General features: G+C 62.8%; 13 protein-coding genes. 11 read left to right on the plus strand and 2 right to left on the minus strand.

Features of this window, described 5'->3' with window-relative positions; translation table 11 throughout:
• The first annotated feature begins 56 nt into the window (after window positions 1-56).
• The 8 genes from B0G81_RS27610 (at window position 57) to B0G81_RS27645 (ending at window position 11,514) form a co-directional block, all read left to right on the plus strand.
• Window positions 57-1,373 (plus strand): MFS transporter, encoded by a 1,317-nt coding sequence (locus tag B0G81_RS27610; protein ID WP_134139562.1) that lies wholly within the window; start codon window positions 57-59, stop codon window positions 1,371-1,373.
• A gap of 333 nt (window positions 1,374-1,706) precedes the next feature.
• Window positions 1,707-2,399, plus strand: a complete 693-nt coding sequence (locus B0G81_RS27615; protein WP_166679066.1) for a response regulator transcription factor — start codon at window positions 1,707-1,709, stop codon at window positions 2,397-2,399.
• 152 nt (window positions 2,400-2,551) lie between these two features.
• Window positions 2,552-3,241, plus strand: a complete 690-nt coding sequence (locus B0G81_RS27620) for a response regulator transcription factor (RefSeq protein WP_106282052.1) — start codon at window positions 2,552-2,554, stop codon at window positions 3,239-3,241.
• Between the two features lie 118 nt (window positions 3,242-3,359).
• On the plus strand, window positions 3,360-4,004 hold the full coding sequence (locus tag B0G81_RS27625) for a response regulator transcription factor (RefSeq protein ID WP_106282050.1): 645 nt from the start codon (window positions 3,360-3,362) through the stop codon (window positions 4,002-4,004).
• Between the two features lie 256 nt (window positions 4,005-4,260).
• A complete protein-coding gene (gene aqpZ, locus B0G81_RS27630; protein ID WP_134139564.1) occupies window positions 4,261-5,007 on the plus strand; it encodes an aquaporin Z in 747 nt (248 codons plus the stop codon).
• A 53-nt stretch (window positions 5,008-5,060) separates the two neighbouring features.
• Window positions 5,061-9,503, plus strand: a complete 4,443-nt coding sequence (locus tag B0G81_RS27635) for a transporter substrate-binding domain-containing protein (RefSeq protein ID WP_243856597.1) — start codon at window positions 5,061-5,063, stop codon at window positions 9,501-9,503.
• A gap of 502 nt (window positions 9,504-10,005) precedes the next feature.
• Window positions 10,006-10,440, plus strand: a complete 435-nt coding sequence (locus B0G81_RS27640) for a CHRD domain-containing protein (RefSeq protein ID WP_106282045.1) — start codon at window positions 10,006-10,008, stop codon at window positions 10,438-10,440.
• Window positions 10,441-10,557: 117 nt separating this feature from the next.
• On the plus strand, window positions 10,558-11,514 hold the full coding sequence (locus B0G81_RS27645) for an alpha/beta hydrolase (RefSeq protein ID WP_134139573.1): 957 nt from the start codon (window positions 10,558-10,560) through the stop codon (window positions 11,512-11,514).
• On the opposite strand, the gene B0G81_RS27650 is transcribed toward B0G81_RS27645, so the two are convergent.
• Complete coding sequence (locus B0G81_RS27650; protein ID WP_134143222.1) at window positions 11,484-12,326, minus strand: EcsC family protein; 843 nt, start codon at window positions 12,324-12,326, stop codon at window positions 11,484-11,486. The two genes, B0G81_RS27645 and B0G81_RS27650, sit on opposite strands and share 31 nt — an antisense overlap.
• 139 nt (window positions 12,327-12,465) lie before the next feature.
• Here B0G81_RS27650 and B0G81_RS27655 point away from each other — a divergent pair, with 139 nt between their 5' ends.
• Together B0G81_RS27655 and B0G81_RS27660 are read left to right on the plus strand one after the other, a co-directional pair.
• Window positions 12,466-14,061 carry an MDR family MFS transporter gene (locus B0G81_RS27655; RefSeq protein ID WP_134139578.1) on the plus strand — a complete coding sequence of 532 codons (1,596 nt, stop codon included), beginning with the start codon at window positions 12,466-12,468 and terminating at the stop codon, window positions 14,059-14,061.
• Window positions 14,062-14,092: 31 nt separating this feature from the next.
• Window positions 14,093-14,593: a MarR family winged helix-turn-helix transcriptional regulator gene (locus B0G81_RS27660; protein WP_134139583.1), complete on the plus strand. Its 501-nt coding sequence runs from the start codon at window positions 14,093-14,095 to the stop codon at window positions 14,591-14,593.
• A 118-nt stretch (window positions 14,594-14,711) separates the two neighbouring features.
• On the opposite strand, the gene B0G81_RS27665 is transcribed toward B0G81_RS27660, so the two are convergent.
• Window positions 14,712-15,989: an amino acid deaminase gene (locus B0G81_RS27665; protein WP_134139588.1), complete on the minus strand. Its 1,278-nt coding sequence runs from the start codon at window positions 15,987-15,989 to the stop codon at window positions 14,712-14,714.
• A 146-nt stretch (window positions 15,990-16,135) separates the two neighbouring features.
• Here B0G81_RS27665 and B0G81_RS27670 point away from each other — a divergent pair, with 146 nt between their 5' ends.
• Window positions 16,136-17,026 (plus strand): MurR/RpiR family transcriptional regulator, encoded by an 891-nt coding sequence (locus B0G81_RS27670; RefSeq protein ID WP_134139591.1) that lies wholly within the window; start codon window positions 16,136-16,138, stop codon window positions 17,024-17,026.
• Window positions 17,027-17,029 lie beyond the last annotated feature (3 nt).

The following is a 17,029-nucleotide window of genomic DNA, read 5'->3' on the forward strand; positions in this document are numbered from 1 at the left end:
TTTTCCGATGGAAAGCTCAGCCGTAGGATACCCCCAGATTCTTTGCGGAGGGTGTCATGGGAAGCGAAACAATTGCGGGCTTAGGGTTATCCGGCGGGCGAACGGCAAGTCATCGGTGGAAAGTGCTGGGTGTCGGCTTCGCCGCGAACGCGAGCTTTTCGGCCGCCTTCTCGGGGATTCCGACGACAGCGGTTTTCTTGCGCTCGGGGTATCACCTCGGCAATGAGGGGCTGGGCCTCGTGCTCGGCATGCTCGGCCTCGGCATCGCGGTCAGCGAATTGCCGTGGGGGCTCTTGACCGACCGCTGGGGCGACCGGCGCGTCCTGCTGCTCGGACTGCTTTCGACCGCGGCCGCACTGGCCGGCCTGGCGCTGTTCGTCGTGCCGTCCGGTGCGCACGTGCCAGGTGTGATGGCGCTTGCGCTCGGCCTGTTGCTGGTCGGACTGCTCGGCGGCAGCGTCAACGGTTCGAGCGGCCGCGCGGTGATGGCGTGGTTTCGCGAGGGCGAGCGCGGTCTGGCCATGAGTATTCGCCAGACCGCAGTGCCAGCGGGCGGCGGCCTCGGCGCATTGCTGCTGCCGGTGCTCGCGTCGCGCTTCGGTTTCGCGAGCGCCTATGGCGTGCTGGCGCTCGCCTGCGCGATCACGGCGGGGTTTGCGTGGCGCTGGTTGCACGAACCTTCTCATACCGGAGCGGATGGTGCCCGTGAAGTCCGCGACACGGCCGCGGCGAGCGGTGTGCCCGCCAGGGTCTCGCCGTTGCGCGACATCGGCATCTGGCGCGTGGCGCTCGGCGCCGGCGCGTTGTGCGTGCCGCAACTCGCCGTGGTGACGTTCGGCACCGTGTTTCTCCACGATTTCAGCCGCGCCGGCGTGCTGGCGATCAGCGTGACGATGGCCGCGGTGCAAACGGGGGCCGCGATCGCGCGGGTCTGGAGCGGCGGCTGGACCGACCGGCGCGGCAACCGGCGCCGCTACATGCGCGCCTGTAGTCTGCTGACGGCGGTGCTGTTCGCTTCGCTCGCGCTGCTGACGGGTCTCGCCCACATGCATCACACAGCGATGACGGTCGTGTTCGCAGTGATGGTCGTGCTGGGCGGCGTGAGCGCGTCGGCATGGCACGGCGTGGCGTTCACGGAACTTGCCACGCTAGCAGGGACGAGCCGTGCGGGCACCGCGCTCGCGATCGGCAACACCTGTGTGTTCCTTGCGCTGTTCCTGACGCCGCTAGCGATTCCGCCGCTGTTGTCGATAGGTTCGTGGCCGATGGTATGGGCCGTGACCAGTGTATGCGCGCTGATCGCGTTGCCGGTGTTCCCGCGCGCGGCGCGAGAAACCAAAGTGAGGACGGCGCGCGCTTGCGACGCAACCTGACGAGCCGTAGCACCGGTTGTTGGCCATGCGAAGGGCGGGCGCGGCGGGTTCCTCAAGCAGTTTGGGTGAGACGGGGCATCGGAATTCCGCGGCGAATGATCGAGTCGCCAAGTTCCGCCGAAAATACGCGGCTCAAAAGACGAATTATTCATTTCGCGTATTTAGCTTTTCTTCTTCTGATAGATCCGCGATGGGCTATTAGTTTCTGTGCAGGATTCGGAGCGCTCCGATTTTCGTAATGTTTCGGCGGTGATTTTATGGCTGCCTTGGCGCGCTGTGCGTTGCCAAGCCGGCCGTTAAGGCAGACGTAGAGTCGTTCGGATTTTTCTGCGTATGCGCATTCACTCCTACAACAAACGAGAGAAAATCCTGGTGAATATTCGAATTATCCTGGCGGACGATCATCCATTCGTTCTCCTTGGCGTCCGTGCCGCCTTGGAAATGGAGGCCGGCGTCACCGTCGTCGATCAGGCGACGAATCCTGTTTCGCTGATCGAACGCCTGCGGAGCACGCCCTGCGATTTGCTCGTCACCGATCTCTCGATGCCGGATCTTTCGTTCGCCGTGAACGACGGCTTCAATCTCGTGCGACGAATCCGCTGTGGCTGGCCGCACTTGCGCGTCGTGGTGATGACAACTCTGACAAACCCCGCGATTCTTCGCGCCATCGTGTCGGACGGCGCCGTCAGCATGGTCGGCAAAGCTGAGTCGATGGACGAGCTCCGGCAGGCGATCATGGTGGCTCGAGATGGTCACGCGTACCTCGGCCGTTCCATCATCGAAGCGCTAGCCCGTCCACACGATCCCGAATATGAACCACCGCCAACGCCGCGTTTAACGGGCAAACAGCTCGAAGTCGTCAGGCTGCTGGTAAGCGGCCAGTCGATCTCTGAGATTGCGACCGCGCTCGGCTGTGATCGGCGCACGGTCACGCGGCAAAAGCGCGAGGCCATGGCAAAACTGGGAGTCACCAATGATCCCGGTCTTTTCTCTTACGTGCGCGCCTATGGAATTCTTAATTTTTAATCGCATATCTAAGTAATTTATTTTTCGAATTAACCGAGGTTGTTTCGGAGCGATCTTATGGTTATTCTCGAAGAAGTATTTAATGATCGCGAGAAGAGCCGTCTTGTTCGTAGAGAGGCAGCAGTCAATTTAGGACGGAGGAGAAATAGAAGATGCGCGACACCGCTGAGGTAAGCACACCCGTTCGCGCGATCATCGCGGACGATCATCCATTGGTGCTGCTGGCGATCGAAAACCTGATGAACGGCTACCCGAATATGGAGATCGTCGGCCGTGCAGCCGACGCCACCGAACTCTTCGCGGAAATCGATCGCTGTTCATGCGACCTGGTGCTCATGGATCTCTACATGCCGGGCGGCTCGGATGGCGACGGACTGGAAGTCGTCAGGCAGTTCAAGACACGGTACCCGGACATCGCGCTCGTCGTACTTACCATGGAAACCGAGGCGACCGAACTTCAAAAGGTGATTTCACTCGGCGTCGAGGGACTAATGAGCAAGCGCGATCGGATCGACCTGATTCACGTGGCCGTCATCACCGCGCTGGCGCGCGAGCGTTATGTCGGGCCCGCGGTGCGTGCATTGATCGCCGACGCAACGGTGACCCAACGGCTAGATTATGTGCGCAAGATTCTCTCGCGCCGCGAACTCGAAGTGTTCACTCAATATGCATCAGGGTACGGCGTGACGGAGATCGCCGCGCGTTTGGAGCGCAGCGTCAAAACGATCAGCGCACAGAAGTGCACTGCCATGCGCAAGCTGGCTCTGCGCAGCGACGCGGAATTGTTTCGTTTTGCCGTCGAGTATGGTGTGATCCCTGAGGAACCCATGCCGAAGCGGTGATGAGCCGCTGATAAGTCAGTGACGTGCCGCGCCGTCGCGCGGCGAATAGAAGATGCATTGGCATCGCCTGGGGAAGCACACCGTGTGCAGGGCATGTCAGTCGATAAGACAACAGAAAATGAGACAGAAGATCCGCGTCATCATCGCAGACGATCACGACTGCGTTCGCGTCGGCGTCAAGCGCGTGTTGCAAGCCGCGCCGAACATCGAATGTGTCGGCGAAGCGGCCGACACGCACGAACTGGCGGAATTACTAGACGCCTGCTCGTGCGACGTCGTCGTTTCCGATATCAGCATGCCGGGCATTCATGGTGGCAGCAACGCGGTGTCGTTTCTGCGCCGCTTGCTGCGGGGCCAGTCGCATCCATGCGTCGTGGTCCTCACCATGATCTGCCACGCACATATGCTGTCCGGGCTCTTGCATATCGGCGTGAGCGGAATCGTCGATAAACGCGAGACTGTCACTGCATTGATCGACGCGATCGAGGCCGCTTTTGCGGGGCACATCTATCTGTCGGAACACGCGCGGGTCGCGATCGACGCGGCCGACGCGCCGCCGCAACTGCGCGCCGGCATGCTGAGCGCACGCGAGTGGGAAGTGTTCCAGCTTTATGTGCAAGGTCTTGCCGTCCATGAAATCGCGGTGCGGCTGCAGCGCAGCGGCAAGACCATCAGTACGCAAAAACGTAGTGCCATGCGCAAGCTCGGGCTGGAAACCGAAGCCGACCTGATCGACTACGCGCGGCAGATCGGATTGACCTGATCTGATATCTGGTGGGCATATTGCATTTCGCCGTCGGCAAATGATTTTGGAGAACCAGGAATTTAGGAGTGTTCTGATTGGTTGCGGGAGGTTGCCGTCTCATAGTTCTGAATTCACTACGGCTTTATTCCGTGCTCTCCTGATGAAAGCAGTCGTTTCGTCAAGCTGAGCGATGCCCGGGCCGTGAGAATACAGGCAGATTTGTGGCGGCAATCGTGCAATGCCGTCTGCCTGGCGGACAGAACCAGGAGGCGGCATGGATGCGTTAGGTAAGCGGTTGTTGGTCGAGGGTGTCGGAACGGCGTGGCTGGTGTTCGTCGGCTGCGGCAGCATCGTATTGAACGTCGGTGTGATCCAGCAGGCGTGCGGCGTGCTGGAAGTGGCATTGGCATTCGGCCTCGCCCTCGCTACAGCCACCTATTGCTTCGGCGCCGTGTCCGGCGGTCATTTCAATCCCGCTGTCACCGTAGGTTTCACGGTCGCGCAACGTTTTCCGGTCAGGGATCTGCTCCCCTACATCGCGTCGCAAATTCTCGGTGCGATCGTTGCCGCCGCGCTACTGCTTTACGTGGCGGGCGGGCGTCCCGGGTTCGATCTGGGCGTGAGCGAGTTCGCGGCAAACGGCTTCGGCGACCATTCTCCCGCCGACTATCAGATGCATTCGGCGCTGGCCATCGAGTTCGTGCTGGCCTTCGGTTTTGTCACGGCGAGCCTGTTGGTCGCCCACAGGCGAGACATGGCGCCGATCGCGCCGCTGGTCGTCGGCGTCTGCCTGGTGCTGGTCTATCTGGTGTCGATTCCGGTTACCAACGGCTCGGTCAATCCCGCGCGCTCCACGTCCCAGGCGTTGTTCGTCGGCGACTGGGCGCTGGACCAGCTTTGGCTGTTCTGGGCTGCGCCTCTGTCGGGCGGTGTCATGGCCGGGGCGCTGTTCTCGTTTCTGCACGGCAAGGCTGACGACGCTGCCGCTACGCTCGCCGACGGGCGCGGCGAAGTCGCCTGAGTGTCGCCGGTGCCATCATCGTGTCCGCCGTTAATTCCGTGTCGGGCGTTGCAATGAGGCGTTTGCTTGAACGCCTCTCGCTGTGTCTGTTCGCCTGGCTCTTTGTCGTGGCCGCGCAAACAACAGCCGTTGCCCAATCGTTCGACAATCGCTCGAACGCTCAGCTTGTCGCCAACTTTCCCGCGAAACTAACCGTCGGCGTTCTCGCTAACAGTTGGCTGCCGTTCGACGCGATGCAAGACGGTCAACTCACCGGCATGAGCGTCGACTATCTGCGCGCCGTTGTCGGGCCGAACGTGGTCATCGAAGCCAAGGTCTTTCCGGACCTGACGCAATTGCTCGCGGCCGCCTGCGCCGGACATGTCGATTTGATGATGAGCCTTGCCCGCACACCTGAGCGCGAGCGGTGCCTGAGTTTTACCGCGCCTTATTTCCGTTCTTCCTCGTCGGTCGTGGTGCGCCGGGACAGCAACAGTTATGCGAACCCCGCCCAGTTAGCGGGAGCGCGCATCGCAATAGAAAAAGGCTTTGCGCTCGAGCGTGTGACACGCGAGCGCTTCCCACGCGCCCAGATCGTCACGTTTTCCGTGACGCGCGAGGCACTCGCCGCCGTGATCCAGGGCGACGCGGACGTTTATCTCGGCTTCACTACCGCCGTGCAATATGCATTGTCCACCGACGAGTTTCGGGGCTTGCGAGTGGCGTTCGAGGAAAACGCCAAAACCGCCAATTTGCGCTTCGCGGTGCCGCGGAACCAGACTGCATTGCGGGACAAACTTGATCAGGCGCTCGCGTCGATGAACCCGGCCGACGATGCGGCTATCCGCGCGCGCTGGCTATCCGGCAACTTCGACGCGAAGCCTTTGCCCACCGTGCCGAGTCTCGCGCTGACGCCGCAAGAGCAGGCGTGGCTTAGTTCGCTGCCGCCGTTGCAGGTCGGTTTCGATAACAATTGGGCGCCTTTCAGTTACGTCGACGGTTCTGGCCGGCCCGCGGGCATTGCCGCCGACTATCTGACGTATCTGAGTCGCACGCTCGGCGTCGTGTTCAATCGCGCCGACACGGCTGACTGGCCCGCTGCGATCGAAGCATTTCAGCGCGGCGAACTTGCGATCCTCGCCACTGCTTCGAGTCACGATCCCCGCCTTTCGAAGGCGCGGCACACCAGTGCGTACGAGCACTACCCGCTGGTGCTCATCGGGCGAGAGGACGAACCGGCGGCTCGCTCGCTGAACGATTTTGCGTCACGCCGCATCGTCGTTTCGTCGCATGTCGGCGGGTCGGTTACGCTCCCATTCCAGCGAATTCCGCAGGACCACGTGGTAGTTGCGCCCAGTCTCGACGACGCCCTCAAGATGGTTGAGTCCGGCGAGGCGGACGTTCTGGTGGGCAACGTGGCCGCCGCCGATATCCTGCTCAAGCAACGGTACAGCGGTGTCCTCAAGATTCTCGGCACGGTTGGCGATTCCGACGCGCTCGACTTTGCCGTACGTCCGGACCTGAGCCCACTCGCCGGGTTGATCGACCGTGCGCTGCTCGCAATGCCGCCCGCGCAAAAGCAACGCATCCGACAGAAGTGGGTCACCGGCAATGCACCGGGGTCCGGCACGTGGAGCGTGACCGCGGTGCGTCTGCTGCCGGTGCTGATCGGCGTCTGCGTCGTGCTGCTGATCACCCTGCGTGCCTATCTGTTGCTGCAGCGCGAAGTCAGGTTGCGCAAGACAACGGAGCGGGAACTGGAACTGCAACTGAACTTCCAGGAAACCTTGATGAAGACGGTGCCCTATCCGCTCGTCGCCAAGGATCTCGATGGCCGCTATATCGCAGTCAACGAAGCCTATGAGCAAGCCTGTGGATTGGGCCGCGAGGCGATCGTCGGACGGACCACCTTGGAGGTGCAAACGTGGGGCGAGGCCAACAGTCGCATCCTGGACGAGATGACCCGCGAAATGCTGAGCGGCGGCGAGACTGCGCAGGTGGAGTTGCAGTTCGAGCGCGACGCGGGCAATGTGCGGCATGGCCTTTTCTGGACCCGTATCTGTCGCCGCAGTGACGGTCAACCGGCTTGCGTGCTCGGCACGATGGTCGATATCACCGATATCCGGCGCGCCGAAATGCGTGCGCGCGAGACCGAGCGGCGCCTCTTCGACGTGACGCGCTCACTGCCGGCCGTGGTATTTCAACTGCGCCGCACCGCGGATGGCACGTATTCGTTTCCGTATATCGGCGGTGACACGCGTCATCTGCTGGGCGTGCGAGACGGTTCGCAGAGCAGCAGCGATCACGTCGATTTCCAGCGCGTGTGCGAGGAGGATAGGGCGTTCGTGCTGGCTGAACTCGAACGCTCGGCGCACTGCGAAACGCCCGTGAACATGGAGTTTCGTTTCGCCGGCGACGAGGACGTCAAATGGGCGCGAGCCGAGCTGGTGCCGCGCCGCGAATCGGACGGAAGCGTTGTGTGGAGCGGTTACTGGGTGGATGCCAGCATGGAGCACGCACGCTCCGACGAGCTTGCGCGAGCGCGCGATCTTGCCGAAGCGGCCTCGCGCGCCAAAGACGACTTCTTTGCCATGATGAGCCATGAAATCCGCACGCCGATGAATGGCGTGCTCGGTCTCGTGGAAGTGCTGGAGCGCACGCCGCTCAATGCAGACCAGGGCGAAATGCTGGGCATGATCCACGAGTCGGCGGGCGCGCTGCTACAGATCCTCGACGACCTGCTTGACTATTCGAAAATCGAAGCCGGGCGGCTGACCATCGAGGCCGAAGCCATCGATATACGCGAACTGGTGGACAACGCTGTCGGCTTGCTGGCTGGCCGCGCCCATGAAAAGGGCCTGAAAGTGCGCGTGGATATCGGATCGGACGTCGCCGCCACACTGCGCGGCGACAGCGTCCGGTTGCGACAGATTCTCTTCAACCTGCTAGGCAATGCGATCAAATTTACGCCGCAGGGCGAGGTCGACGTGTGCGTGTCGGTCGTCGCGCAAGACGACGGCATTCAGACGCTCGAAATGATCGTAGAGGACACCGGGATCGGCATCGCGCCCGAGGTGCAGGCCAAGTTGTTCGAGCCGTTCGTGCAGGCGGAATCGTCCACCACACGCCGTTTCGGCGGCACGGGCCTCGGCTTGACGATCTGTCGCAAGCTGATCGACCTCATGAACGGCTCGCTCAAGTTGCGCAGCGAACCGGGTAGCGGCACGCGCATGACCGTGCGGCTCGCCATGCCTATCGAGACGCAGCGCTATTCGGTCAACGGCTTGCGCGGCAAACGCGGAATCGTGGCAACCGGCGAGGCGCGCGTCGCGCAGGCCCTGATGCACTTTGGCGAGGCGCTCGGACTCGAGTTGCGCCGCGTCCCGCCTGACGCGCCGGAGCTGCGCGATCGCGCCGCACTCGCCGAAATCGATCTACTGTTCGTGAGCGAAAATGTGGCCTTGCCGGCGGACATCAGGCCGCGCACGCGCGTCATCAGTCTGACCGAGAAGCCCAAGCCGACGGGCTACCGCATTCTCGACGACAACGTGCGCGTCAGCGTCAATCCCATTTCGTGGCGCGGCCTCGGCGCCGCGTGTGCCGCTGCGATGACGGGCCTGCCGTCCGTGGCGCCGCGGTCGGCAGGCATGCCGCGTACGCCGGAAAGCGGCGCTTCGCCCCCAGATCGTGAGCGGGCCATTGCCAGCGGCCGGCTGATCCTCGTCGCAGAAGATCATCCGGTCAATCAGGAGTTGATCCGTCATCAGCTCGCGTTGCTCGGTTTTGCCTGCGACGTGGCGAACGACGGCGCCGAGGCGCTGGCGGCTTTGGAGCATACGAGTTACGGCTGTCTGATCACGGATTGCCACATGCCGAACGTATCTGGTTACGAACTCACTCGCCGTATTCGTGAAAGTGAGCAGGACGGCGCGTATCGCCTGCCGATTCTGGGTATCACGGCGAACACCGCGCCCGAAGACCTGAATCTTTGCCGCGACGCCGGCATGGACGATAGCCTCGTGAAGCCGACCCGGCTCGCCACGCTGCGTGATTATCTGAGCCGCTGGTTCGGCACTGACAGCGCGTGGCAAGCCGCGCCTTCGGAGGCCGTCAGCACGCCGGCGGTTGCCGTGCCGGATGTGCGTGGCGGCGCGGGATCGTTCGTGCCGGTCGACCTCGGGCACATGACACAACTGTGGGGCAGCGAGTCGACGGTCAAGGCTTTACTCGACTCGTTCGTGTCGTCCGTGCGCGAGGACGTGCAGTCGTTGTCGCCGTTGCTCGAGCGCGTGGAGTCGGAGCATATCGAGCTGGAAAGGGTGCGCGAATGGCTTCATCGCGTGGCGGGGGCGGCGAGCGTCCTGCAATATCCGCCGCTGCTCACCGCACTCGAAGACTATCGCCGCGAAATCACCATCAAACCGCCGGAACGTGTGCGCGACGACGGAATGCTGTTAATCGACAAGTGCAATGCCATGCTGGACGGAATCGAACAGCAGGCCGCGTTGCTCGTATAAGTACGCTCCACGCATGTGTGCGCGTCGAAGCGAGCGCGCCTCTGCGGACGAGAGCGTGACAGATTGGCCAACCAGACAACCAGACCAACAGACGAAAAAAAACGCGGCCGAAGCCGCGTTAAAGATTTGGAGACTTCCCTCGATGAAGGAGTCACTTCTCGCAAGCAGAAGCATAACCGGGATGTTGCGGTTCATTCATTACAAAATTCGCAATTAACTGTTTGAGTAAATCGATTAAAACGTCGCCGGGACGCGCCCTGAGCGATATCTCAGGCACGTCGGTGCGCCTGAAACACCCAGGGAATCACTACGGACACCTACAAACTCGCCACGCGCTCCAGCGCACCTGAAAGCAGGTGCACTGAGCGAAAGTGACCGAAAAAACCACGCAACGGCCGCGCGCGCTCCACCACAAACAGATTCGGCGGATTTGCACTAGTATGTGGTGGCTTCGCGCGCGGCCGAGTGTCGGTGCGGCGGGGCTTCAAGTCCGGAGAAGACCATGACTGCGCTTCGAAAAGTGAATCTTGCAGTGGTGTTGTGGGCGTTGGCGTCGGGTGTCGCCTTCGCGGATACGGTGGCACTGAAGGCGGATCTGGAGCCTTCGAGCGAGGTGCCGCCTCGCGTGAGCCACGGGCACGGTATGCTGGACGCCACCTTCGACACGTCGACGAAATCCCTGCAATGGACGGTCAGCTATGAAGGCTTGAGCGGCCCGGCAACCGCCGCGCATTTCCACGGACCCGCGCCGGTGGGCCAGAATGCCAAGGTTCAGGTGCCGATCGACAAGGGCGCGCTCGCCAGCCCGATCAAGGGCTCAGCGGCGCTGACCGAACAGCAGGTGACCGATCTGATGGCGGGCCAGTGGTACTTCAACGTCCATACCGCGCAGAACCCGATGGGTGAAATTCGCGGGCAGGTTTTGCCGGCGAACTAGGCGAGCGGAAAGCCTGATCCGGCGGCTCCGACGTTTTTAAGATTAGAAGCCGCCATCCACCGGCGCAGCCGCGAACGCACGTAACATGACAGGACACAATCGAAGGAGCGTGTCCCGATGAGTTGGCAAAGCGCACTCGCGTGCTGGTATCTGCGCAGGCAGTTTCGACCGGAAACCCTCAAGCCACGCATCAATGTCGAACGAGCGCGCGCGCTGAGCGCCAAGCGCGTCTGGTCGCCACGGGTGCCGGCTGGCTGGCGTCTGCGGGAGCTGTACGGCGCGGACGATTCGCCGTTGCGCGGCGAGTGGATCGAGCGCGCCGACCGTGCGCTAGCCACGAACGCCGGGCCGACCGTTCTGTATTGCCACGGCGGCGGCTATTACTTCTGCTCACCGCGTACCCATCGGTCGATCGTGTTCGGTCTGGCGGCGCGTGCCGATGCACCGGTTTTTTCCCTCGACTACCGTCTTGCGCCCGAGCACCGCTTCCCGGCGGCGCTCGATGACGCGACCGCAGCCTACCGTCAGTTGATCGCCGACGGCATCGCGCCCGAGTCGATCGTCATCGCGGGCGATTCGGCGGGCGGCGGTCTTGCGCTTGCCACGCTGGTGGCGCTACGCGATGCGGGCGATCCCGCGCCGGCAGGCGGCCTGCTGTTCTCGCCCTGGACCGATCTCGCCGCGACCGGCGTCAGCATCCGCACCAACGACGGTCTCGATCCCATGTTCAGCGGCTCCGCGATCGCCCGGGCGGGGAAGCTGTATCTCGGCGACACGCCGCCCACGCATCCCTACGCGTCTCCCGTCTATGCGGACCTGCACGGCTTGCCGCAGCTCTTCATCATGGCAGGCAGCACTGAAGTCTTACTCGACGACTCGCAACGCGTGGCCGACAACGCGCGCGCGGCGGGCGTCGACTGCGAACTCGAAGTGTGGAACAAGATGCCGCACGTCTGGCCGATCTTCGCGCCGTTCATCCCCGAAGGAAATCGCGCGCTCGACCGCGCCGCCGCCTTCGTGCGGCGCGTGACGAACCGCGCGGCTCAGCCGTCGAGCGCGATGTCGATCGTCTGATAGGCGGCCTCGACCGTCGCCTGGCCGTATTGCCGTTCCAGCCGACGCACGGTGAAATGACCGTGCGCGACCTGCTGGAAGTGGTCGATGAACACCGTATTGACCATCGCGCCGAGCACCGCGCCGATCGCCGGAATCGACTTTGCGGCGATCTGTTCGCTGACCTGCACGGAGAAGCGCGCGGCGATCGTGTTGAGCAGGCGCAACAAGGCCGCGGAACCGTGCGCGGTGAAGCCCTTGGTGGCGATTTCGGATGACGCTTTCGACACCGCCTGCGCGAGCGCGCCGCGCATGATGAAGTAGCCGAAGTCGGCGTCGTCGTCGGCTTTTGACGTGCCGCCCATGCCGAGCACCGTCAGACATTGCAGCTGCGTGTCGATCGCCGTCAGATCCTCGCCCTCGCTGCGCGCGATGTCGCAGATCGAGCGGAACATCAGCGTGGTCGTAACGGGCAGTTCGACGGGCAGCGCGAACAGTCCGAATGCGCCGCCGGCCGCGCCGGTGGTCGCCACGGCAAACTTGTGCAGCAAGTTGCTCGGCTTGTCGGGCACCGCCAACGCAGTCGCGCCGTCCCGTGTCCCCAGCGTGCGCAGCGCGATCGACAGGCACTTGCGTAGCGCCAGTTCCGTCGCGTCGGTGACTTTTTCGTTGGCGAACGCGGGCATGCGCGCGAGCAGTTTCTCCAGCGGCGCGCCGACGATGCTCGCCAGCTTCATCGCCAGAGCGGGGCTCTCCAGTTCGTGTTTTGCGTGGCGCAGCGCCTTCAGGTCGTCGTCCGATAACGATTGTATTGCGAGCGAACTCGGCTCCATGTGCCTCCCTGGCGTCATGTGATTTTCCTTTCTTCAGTCGATTGTCGGTGCGGCAAAGCCAGCAGCCCGTCCCGATTAGAGCGTCGCAGCGTGGTATGATTCCCAATCGTTTGACGTGTCAACTGTTGCGCTATCAAAAATGGCTGTCCATACTGCGGCCCACCACTCGAGTGGGCAAGTTTTACCGTTCCGTGAGTCGCTTCTGGCGATGCTCGGCATCTCCTTCGTCACGATGCTGGTCGCACTCGACCAGACCGTGGTCGGCACGGCGCTTCCCACCATCGTCGCCGAACTCAAGGGTTTCGAATTGTATGCGTGGGTTGCCACGTCGTATCTGCTGACCTCGGTGATTACCGTGCCGATTTTCGGCCGGCTCGGCGATTACTACGGGCGCAAGCCGTTCGTGATTGCGTCGATCGTTGTGTTCACGGGCGCCTCCGTGCTGTGCGGCGCGGCCAACAACATGCTGTTCCTCGTGCTCGCGCGCGGCCTGCAAGGCATCGGCGGCGGCATGCTGGTCGGCACTGCGTTCGCCTGTATTCCTGATCTGTTTCCCGACTCGGTCGTGCGCCTGCGCTGGCAGGTGCTGATGAGTTCGGCGTTCGGCATCGCGAATGCGGTGGGGCCGTCGCTCGGCGGGTTCCTCACGCAGTATTACGGCTGGCGCTCGGTTTTCTACGTGAATCTGCCGGTCGGTCTCCTCTCGCTGTTTTTTGTCTGGCGCTTCCTGCCGCATCTGCGTCATGTCGAACACGAAGGCAAGATGCGGCTCGACTGGCCTGGCGCCGTGCTGATCGCCGTGGCACTCGGCTCGCTGCAACTATTCGTCGAGTTGCTGCCGAAGCATGGCGTGACATTGAGCGCGGCCGCATTGCTCGCGCTGAGCGTCGCGTCGGCTTACGCGTTGTGGCAGTGGGAAAAGCGCTGCCCGACGGCGATCCTGCCGGTCGACATGTTCCGCAACCGTAGTCTCGCCGCGCTCTTCACGCTCGCCGTGTTGGGCGGCTTTTCGATGTTCTCGCTGCTGTTCTACGCGCCGTTGCTGTTTCAAGGCGGCTTCGGCATGTCGCCGAAGGAAGCGGGTCTCGTCATCACGCCGCTGGTCGTGTTCATCACCATCGGCAGTATTGCCAACGGGCGCATCGTCTCACGGGTGCGCAACCCGAATCTGATGCTGTATATCGGCTTTGCGCTGCTCGCACTTGCGTGCCTCGGCGTGGTCGTTGCGACACGCGCCATGCCGCAATGGCTTCTGATGTCGTTCATGATCGTCGGCGGATTGGGACTCGGTTTCGTCATGCCGAACCTGACGATTTTCGCGCAGCAAACGGCGGGCCGCGAACACCTTGGTATCGCGACGGCGCTGTTGCAGTCGCTGCGGATGATCGGCGGCATGATCGGCACGGCGCTGACCGGCACACTGGTCAGCCATATGTACTCGAGCGGTGTGCGCAATACGTTGGAGAACGATCACGCGTCGCAATGGTTCGCGGACCTCGGCGATCCGCAAATCCTCATCAATCGGGACGCGCAAACGACTTTGCTCGACCAGTTGGCGCACGCTGGCCATAACGGCGCGATGCTGCTCGAGAGCGCGCGCGAAGCGCTCGTGTCGGCGATTCATTTGGGGCTCGCCATGGCGGCCATTATCGCGGTGGTATCGGTCTGGCAAAGCCGCCGCGTGCCGCCGATCAAACTTCAGCGCAAGCTCGAGCCCGTGATTCACGCGGACTGATTTTTTAGACTTACCGTTTTACTGATAGATCATGGAAGAACAGGACCGCGTCGCCGTCATGCAGCAATTCGGCCGCACATATCGGGCGTTCATGTCGGCTTTCGAGGCGCATGTCGGCCATCCGTTGCCGCGCTGGCGCATTCTGCTCGCGCTGCACGAGCAGGCCGGCGAGTCGTCGCAGAAGCGGCTGGTGGAGCGCTTGCGCGTCGATCCGGGCGCGTTGACACGGCAGTTGAAAACGCTGGAAGGTTTGGGCTGGATTGCTCGCAGCATGGATGCGCGCGACAACCGCGTGACCAACGTGCGGTTGACGGAGGCGGGACATTCTGCGACCGAAGCCAGCTTGCCGCGTCGCAACGCGTTTCTGCACGACACGATCGCCGTGCTGCCGGACGAAGCGCTGAACGCGCTGTCCGGTGCGTTGAAGATGCTTGAGGCGAGAATCGGCGAAGTGGCGGCTGCCGCTGGCGCAGCCGAGGCTGCCGAGCAAACCCGCCCGACAGCGGGCGATGAAGCGCCGCGCCAGGCCTGATTTGCTGGACGCGGCTGAACCCGGTAGGTGCGGCGGAGCGAGGCAAAAAAATCACGCGTTCCGCAACACCACGAAAGGCGCGCCTCGCTTCCCGAGAAAGCGCCCTTCGCGAAGCCAATCAGAAAAACGTTTCGATCACTTCCTTCACGCGATACGCCGGATCGACCACCAGCACCTGACGCCACTTGTCGAACGTCAGACACGGGTGCGAGATGTCGAACGCGATCATGTCGCCCACTTTCAGGTCAGCGCCTGCCGGAATCCGCAGATACGCGTGCTGATCCATCAATCCGAAAATCTCCCAGCCTTCGCTCGCCGCGATATCGCGTGGCGCTTCGTTGCCCGGACGATAGTGGCGCGCCGGTTCCGGCATGCCCGCATCGAATGCGGAATCGCGCTTGCCGAGACCGATGATCGCGCGATCCGGCTCAGGAATCGACTGCACATACGCCCACAATTGCAGCGCCGGGAGCAGCCCTTCGCCCATTTTCTTCGCGACCGGATTACGCGCGAAGATTTCCGTCTGCGCCTTGCGATAAATGCCGACGTCGTGCGTCAGATAACAACCTGGACGCAGCACGACCTCGACCTTGCCGGTCTCCGAGGCCTTCACGAATTCTTCCGCGACCACGTCGTACCAGGCCGAACCTGCGCCTGACAACACGGCCGGCGTACGCGCAAACCGGCCCTGCTCGACGAGTTCGCGCGTAACCGCGACCGCGCTTTGCAGGAACTCGCGCACTTCGTGTTCTTCCTTGAGTACGCCTTCATACAACTCGACGCCGGCGAGCTTCAGCGTGTCCGGATAGCGTGCAATCGCCTCCAGCACCGCATTGCGCTGCGCCACGTCGCGCACGCCCGTGCGGCCGCCCGGCACGCCGAGTTCGAGCAGCACCTGCAACTGCTTGTTCACCGACTTGAAAAACTCGCCCAACTGTTGGACGCCTTCCACTGAATCGACGAGGCAGAAGAATTCGAAATCCGGATCGCTCAGCAACTCTGCGACCATCATCATGTTGTGACGGCCGACCAGCTGGTTGGCCATGAGAACACGCGACACGCCGCCGTGATAGGCCGCGCGCACCTGATGTGCGGTGGCGAGCGTGATGCCCCACGCGCCGTTTTCGAGCTGACGGCGAAACAGCTGCGGCGCCATGGTCGTCTTGCCGTGCGGCGCGAGCTTGACGCCGTATTCCGCCACGAATGCCTGCATCCACTTGAGGTTGTGTTCCACGCGGTCCGCGTACAGCACGGCGGCCGGCAGGCTCACGTCTTCGTTCAGCAGGTTCCACTCGAGGCGCGTGGCATCCGTGAGTTGGATGCTGGTGCCCGGAACCATGCCCAAGCCCTTGCTATAAGGATCAATCGTTGCGCCCTGATAGTTTGTAACTTTCATGTCTCCTTGCTCCATCGTCCAGTTAAATTGAATCAAATTTGACTTTACCATGTTACCGAAAGTACGATGGGTGGAGAAATGTTATTTAGTACCACGGTTCGCTGCGGGCGCGTTACAGGCCTTCACGCGGCCACCCACAGTCCGCAATGAATCTAACCGCCGAACCGCTGGCTTTCGACATCGTCGCGCGCATTGCCGAATGCGCGCCGGAACTGCGCTCGGCCGAACGCAAGGTCGCCGCGCTGATTCTCGACGACCTGACGGGCGCTTCGCGCGCCAGCATCGGCGCGCTCGCGCAGCGGGCGGAGGTGAGCGTCGCGACCGTGACGCGCTTCGCCAAAGCCGTGGGTTGCCGCGATGTCCGCGAACTCAAACTGCGGCTTGCGCAGGCGGCCGCCGTCGGTCAGCGCTTCCTGCAGCCCGGCGGCCCGAGCGACGCGCCCGAGCCGATCGCGACTCGCGTGTTCGACGAATTGCAGACCGCGCTGGCGCATAACCATCAATTGCTGCGCCAGGCGCCGCTCGGCGACGCGGCGGCTGCTTTGCGCGGCGCGCGCATGATCTACGTGTTCGGCATGGGCGGCGGCTCGACCGCGCTCGCCGACGAAATGCGCTTCCGGCTCGTGCGCCTGGGCCGGCCTGTCGCGACCTATCAGGACGGCTTGCTGCAACGCATGGTTGCCAGCACCGTGTCGCGCGAATGCGTGGTGATCGCGCTGTCTACTACCGGGCGCGTGCCCGAGATGGTCGAGAACTGCAAGATCGCGCGCAGTTATGGCGCAACGGTGATCGCGCTGACCGCGCCGGCTTCGCCGCTCGCGCGCCTGGCCGATTGGGTGATCCCGATCGTCGCTTTTGAGACCGATTTCATTTACAAGCCGTCGTCGTCGCGTTACGCGATGATGATGGCGCTCGATGTGCTCGTCACCGAACTTGCCGTCAGTCAGAGTGACGAGAGCCGCGAATTGCTGCGCCGCATGAAGCACGCACTCGACACGCACCGCGGCGGCGGCGATCGACAACCGTTAGGAGACTGATCC

It is taken from the genome of Paraburkholderia sp. BL6665CI2N2, from assembly GCF_004366535.1.
GTDB lineage: Bacteria > Pseudomonadota > Gammaproteobacteria > Burkholderiales > Burkholderiaceae > Paraburkholderia.

Excerpts from the sequence above, each read along its gene's own strand:
- B0G81_RS27610 (WP_134139562.1), top strand. The coding sequence starts at position 57 with ATGGGAAGCGAAACAATTGCGGGCTTAGGGTTATCCGGCGGGCGAACG.
- B0G81_RS27615 (WP_166679066.1), top strand. The coding sequence starts at position 1,707 with ATGCGCATTCACTCCTACAACAAACGAGAGAAAATCCTGGTGAATATT.
- B0G81_RS27620 (WP_106282052.1), top strand. The coding sequence starts at position 2,552 with ATGCGCGACACCGCTGAGGTAAGCACACCCGTTCGCGCGATCATCGCG.
- B0G81_RS27625 (WP_106282050.1), top strand. The coding sequence starts at position 3,360 with ATGAGACAGAAGATCCGCGTCATCATCGCAGACGATCACGACTGCGTT.
- aqpZ (WP_134139564.1), top strand. The coding sequence starts at position 4,261 with ATGGATGCGTTAGGTAAGCGGTTGTTGGTCGAGGGTGTCGGAACGGCG.
- B0G81_RS27635 (WP_243856597.1), top strand. The coding sequence starts at position 5,061 with ATGAGGCGTTTGCTTGAACGCCTCTCGCTGTGTCTGTTCGCCTGGCTC.
- B0G81_RS27640 (WP_106282045.1), top strand. The coding sequence starts at position 10,006 with ATGACTGCGCTTCGAAAAGTGAATCTTGCAGTGGTGTTGTGGGCGTTG.
- B0G81_RS27645 (WP_134139573.1), top strand. The coding sequence starts at position 10,558 with ATGAGTTGGCAAAGCGCACTCGCGTGCTGGTATCTGCGCAGGCAGTTT.
- B0G81_RS27650 (WP_134143222.1), bottom strand. The coding sequence starts at position 12,326 with ATGGAGCCGAGTTCGCTCGCAATACAATCGTTATCGGACGACGACCTG.
- B0G81_RS27655 (WP_134139578.1), top strand. The coding sequence starts at position 12,466 with ATGGCTGTCCATACTGCGGCCCACCACTCGAGTGGGCAAGTTTTACCG.
- B0G81_RS27660 (WP_134139583.1), top strand. The coding sequence starts at position 14,093 with ATGGAAGAACAGGACCGCGTCGCCGTCATGCAGCAATTCGGCCGCACA.
- B0G81_RS27665 (WP_134139588.1), bottom strand. The coding sequence starts at position 15,989 with ATGAAAGTTACAAACTATCAGGGCGCAACGATTGATCCTTATAGCAAG.
- B0G81_RS27670 (WP_134139591.1), top strand. The coding sequence starts at position 16,136 with ATGAATCTAACCGCCGAACCGCTGGCTTTCGACATCGTCGCGCGCATT.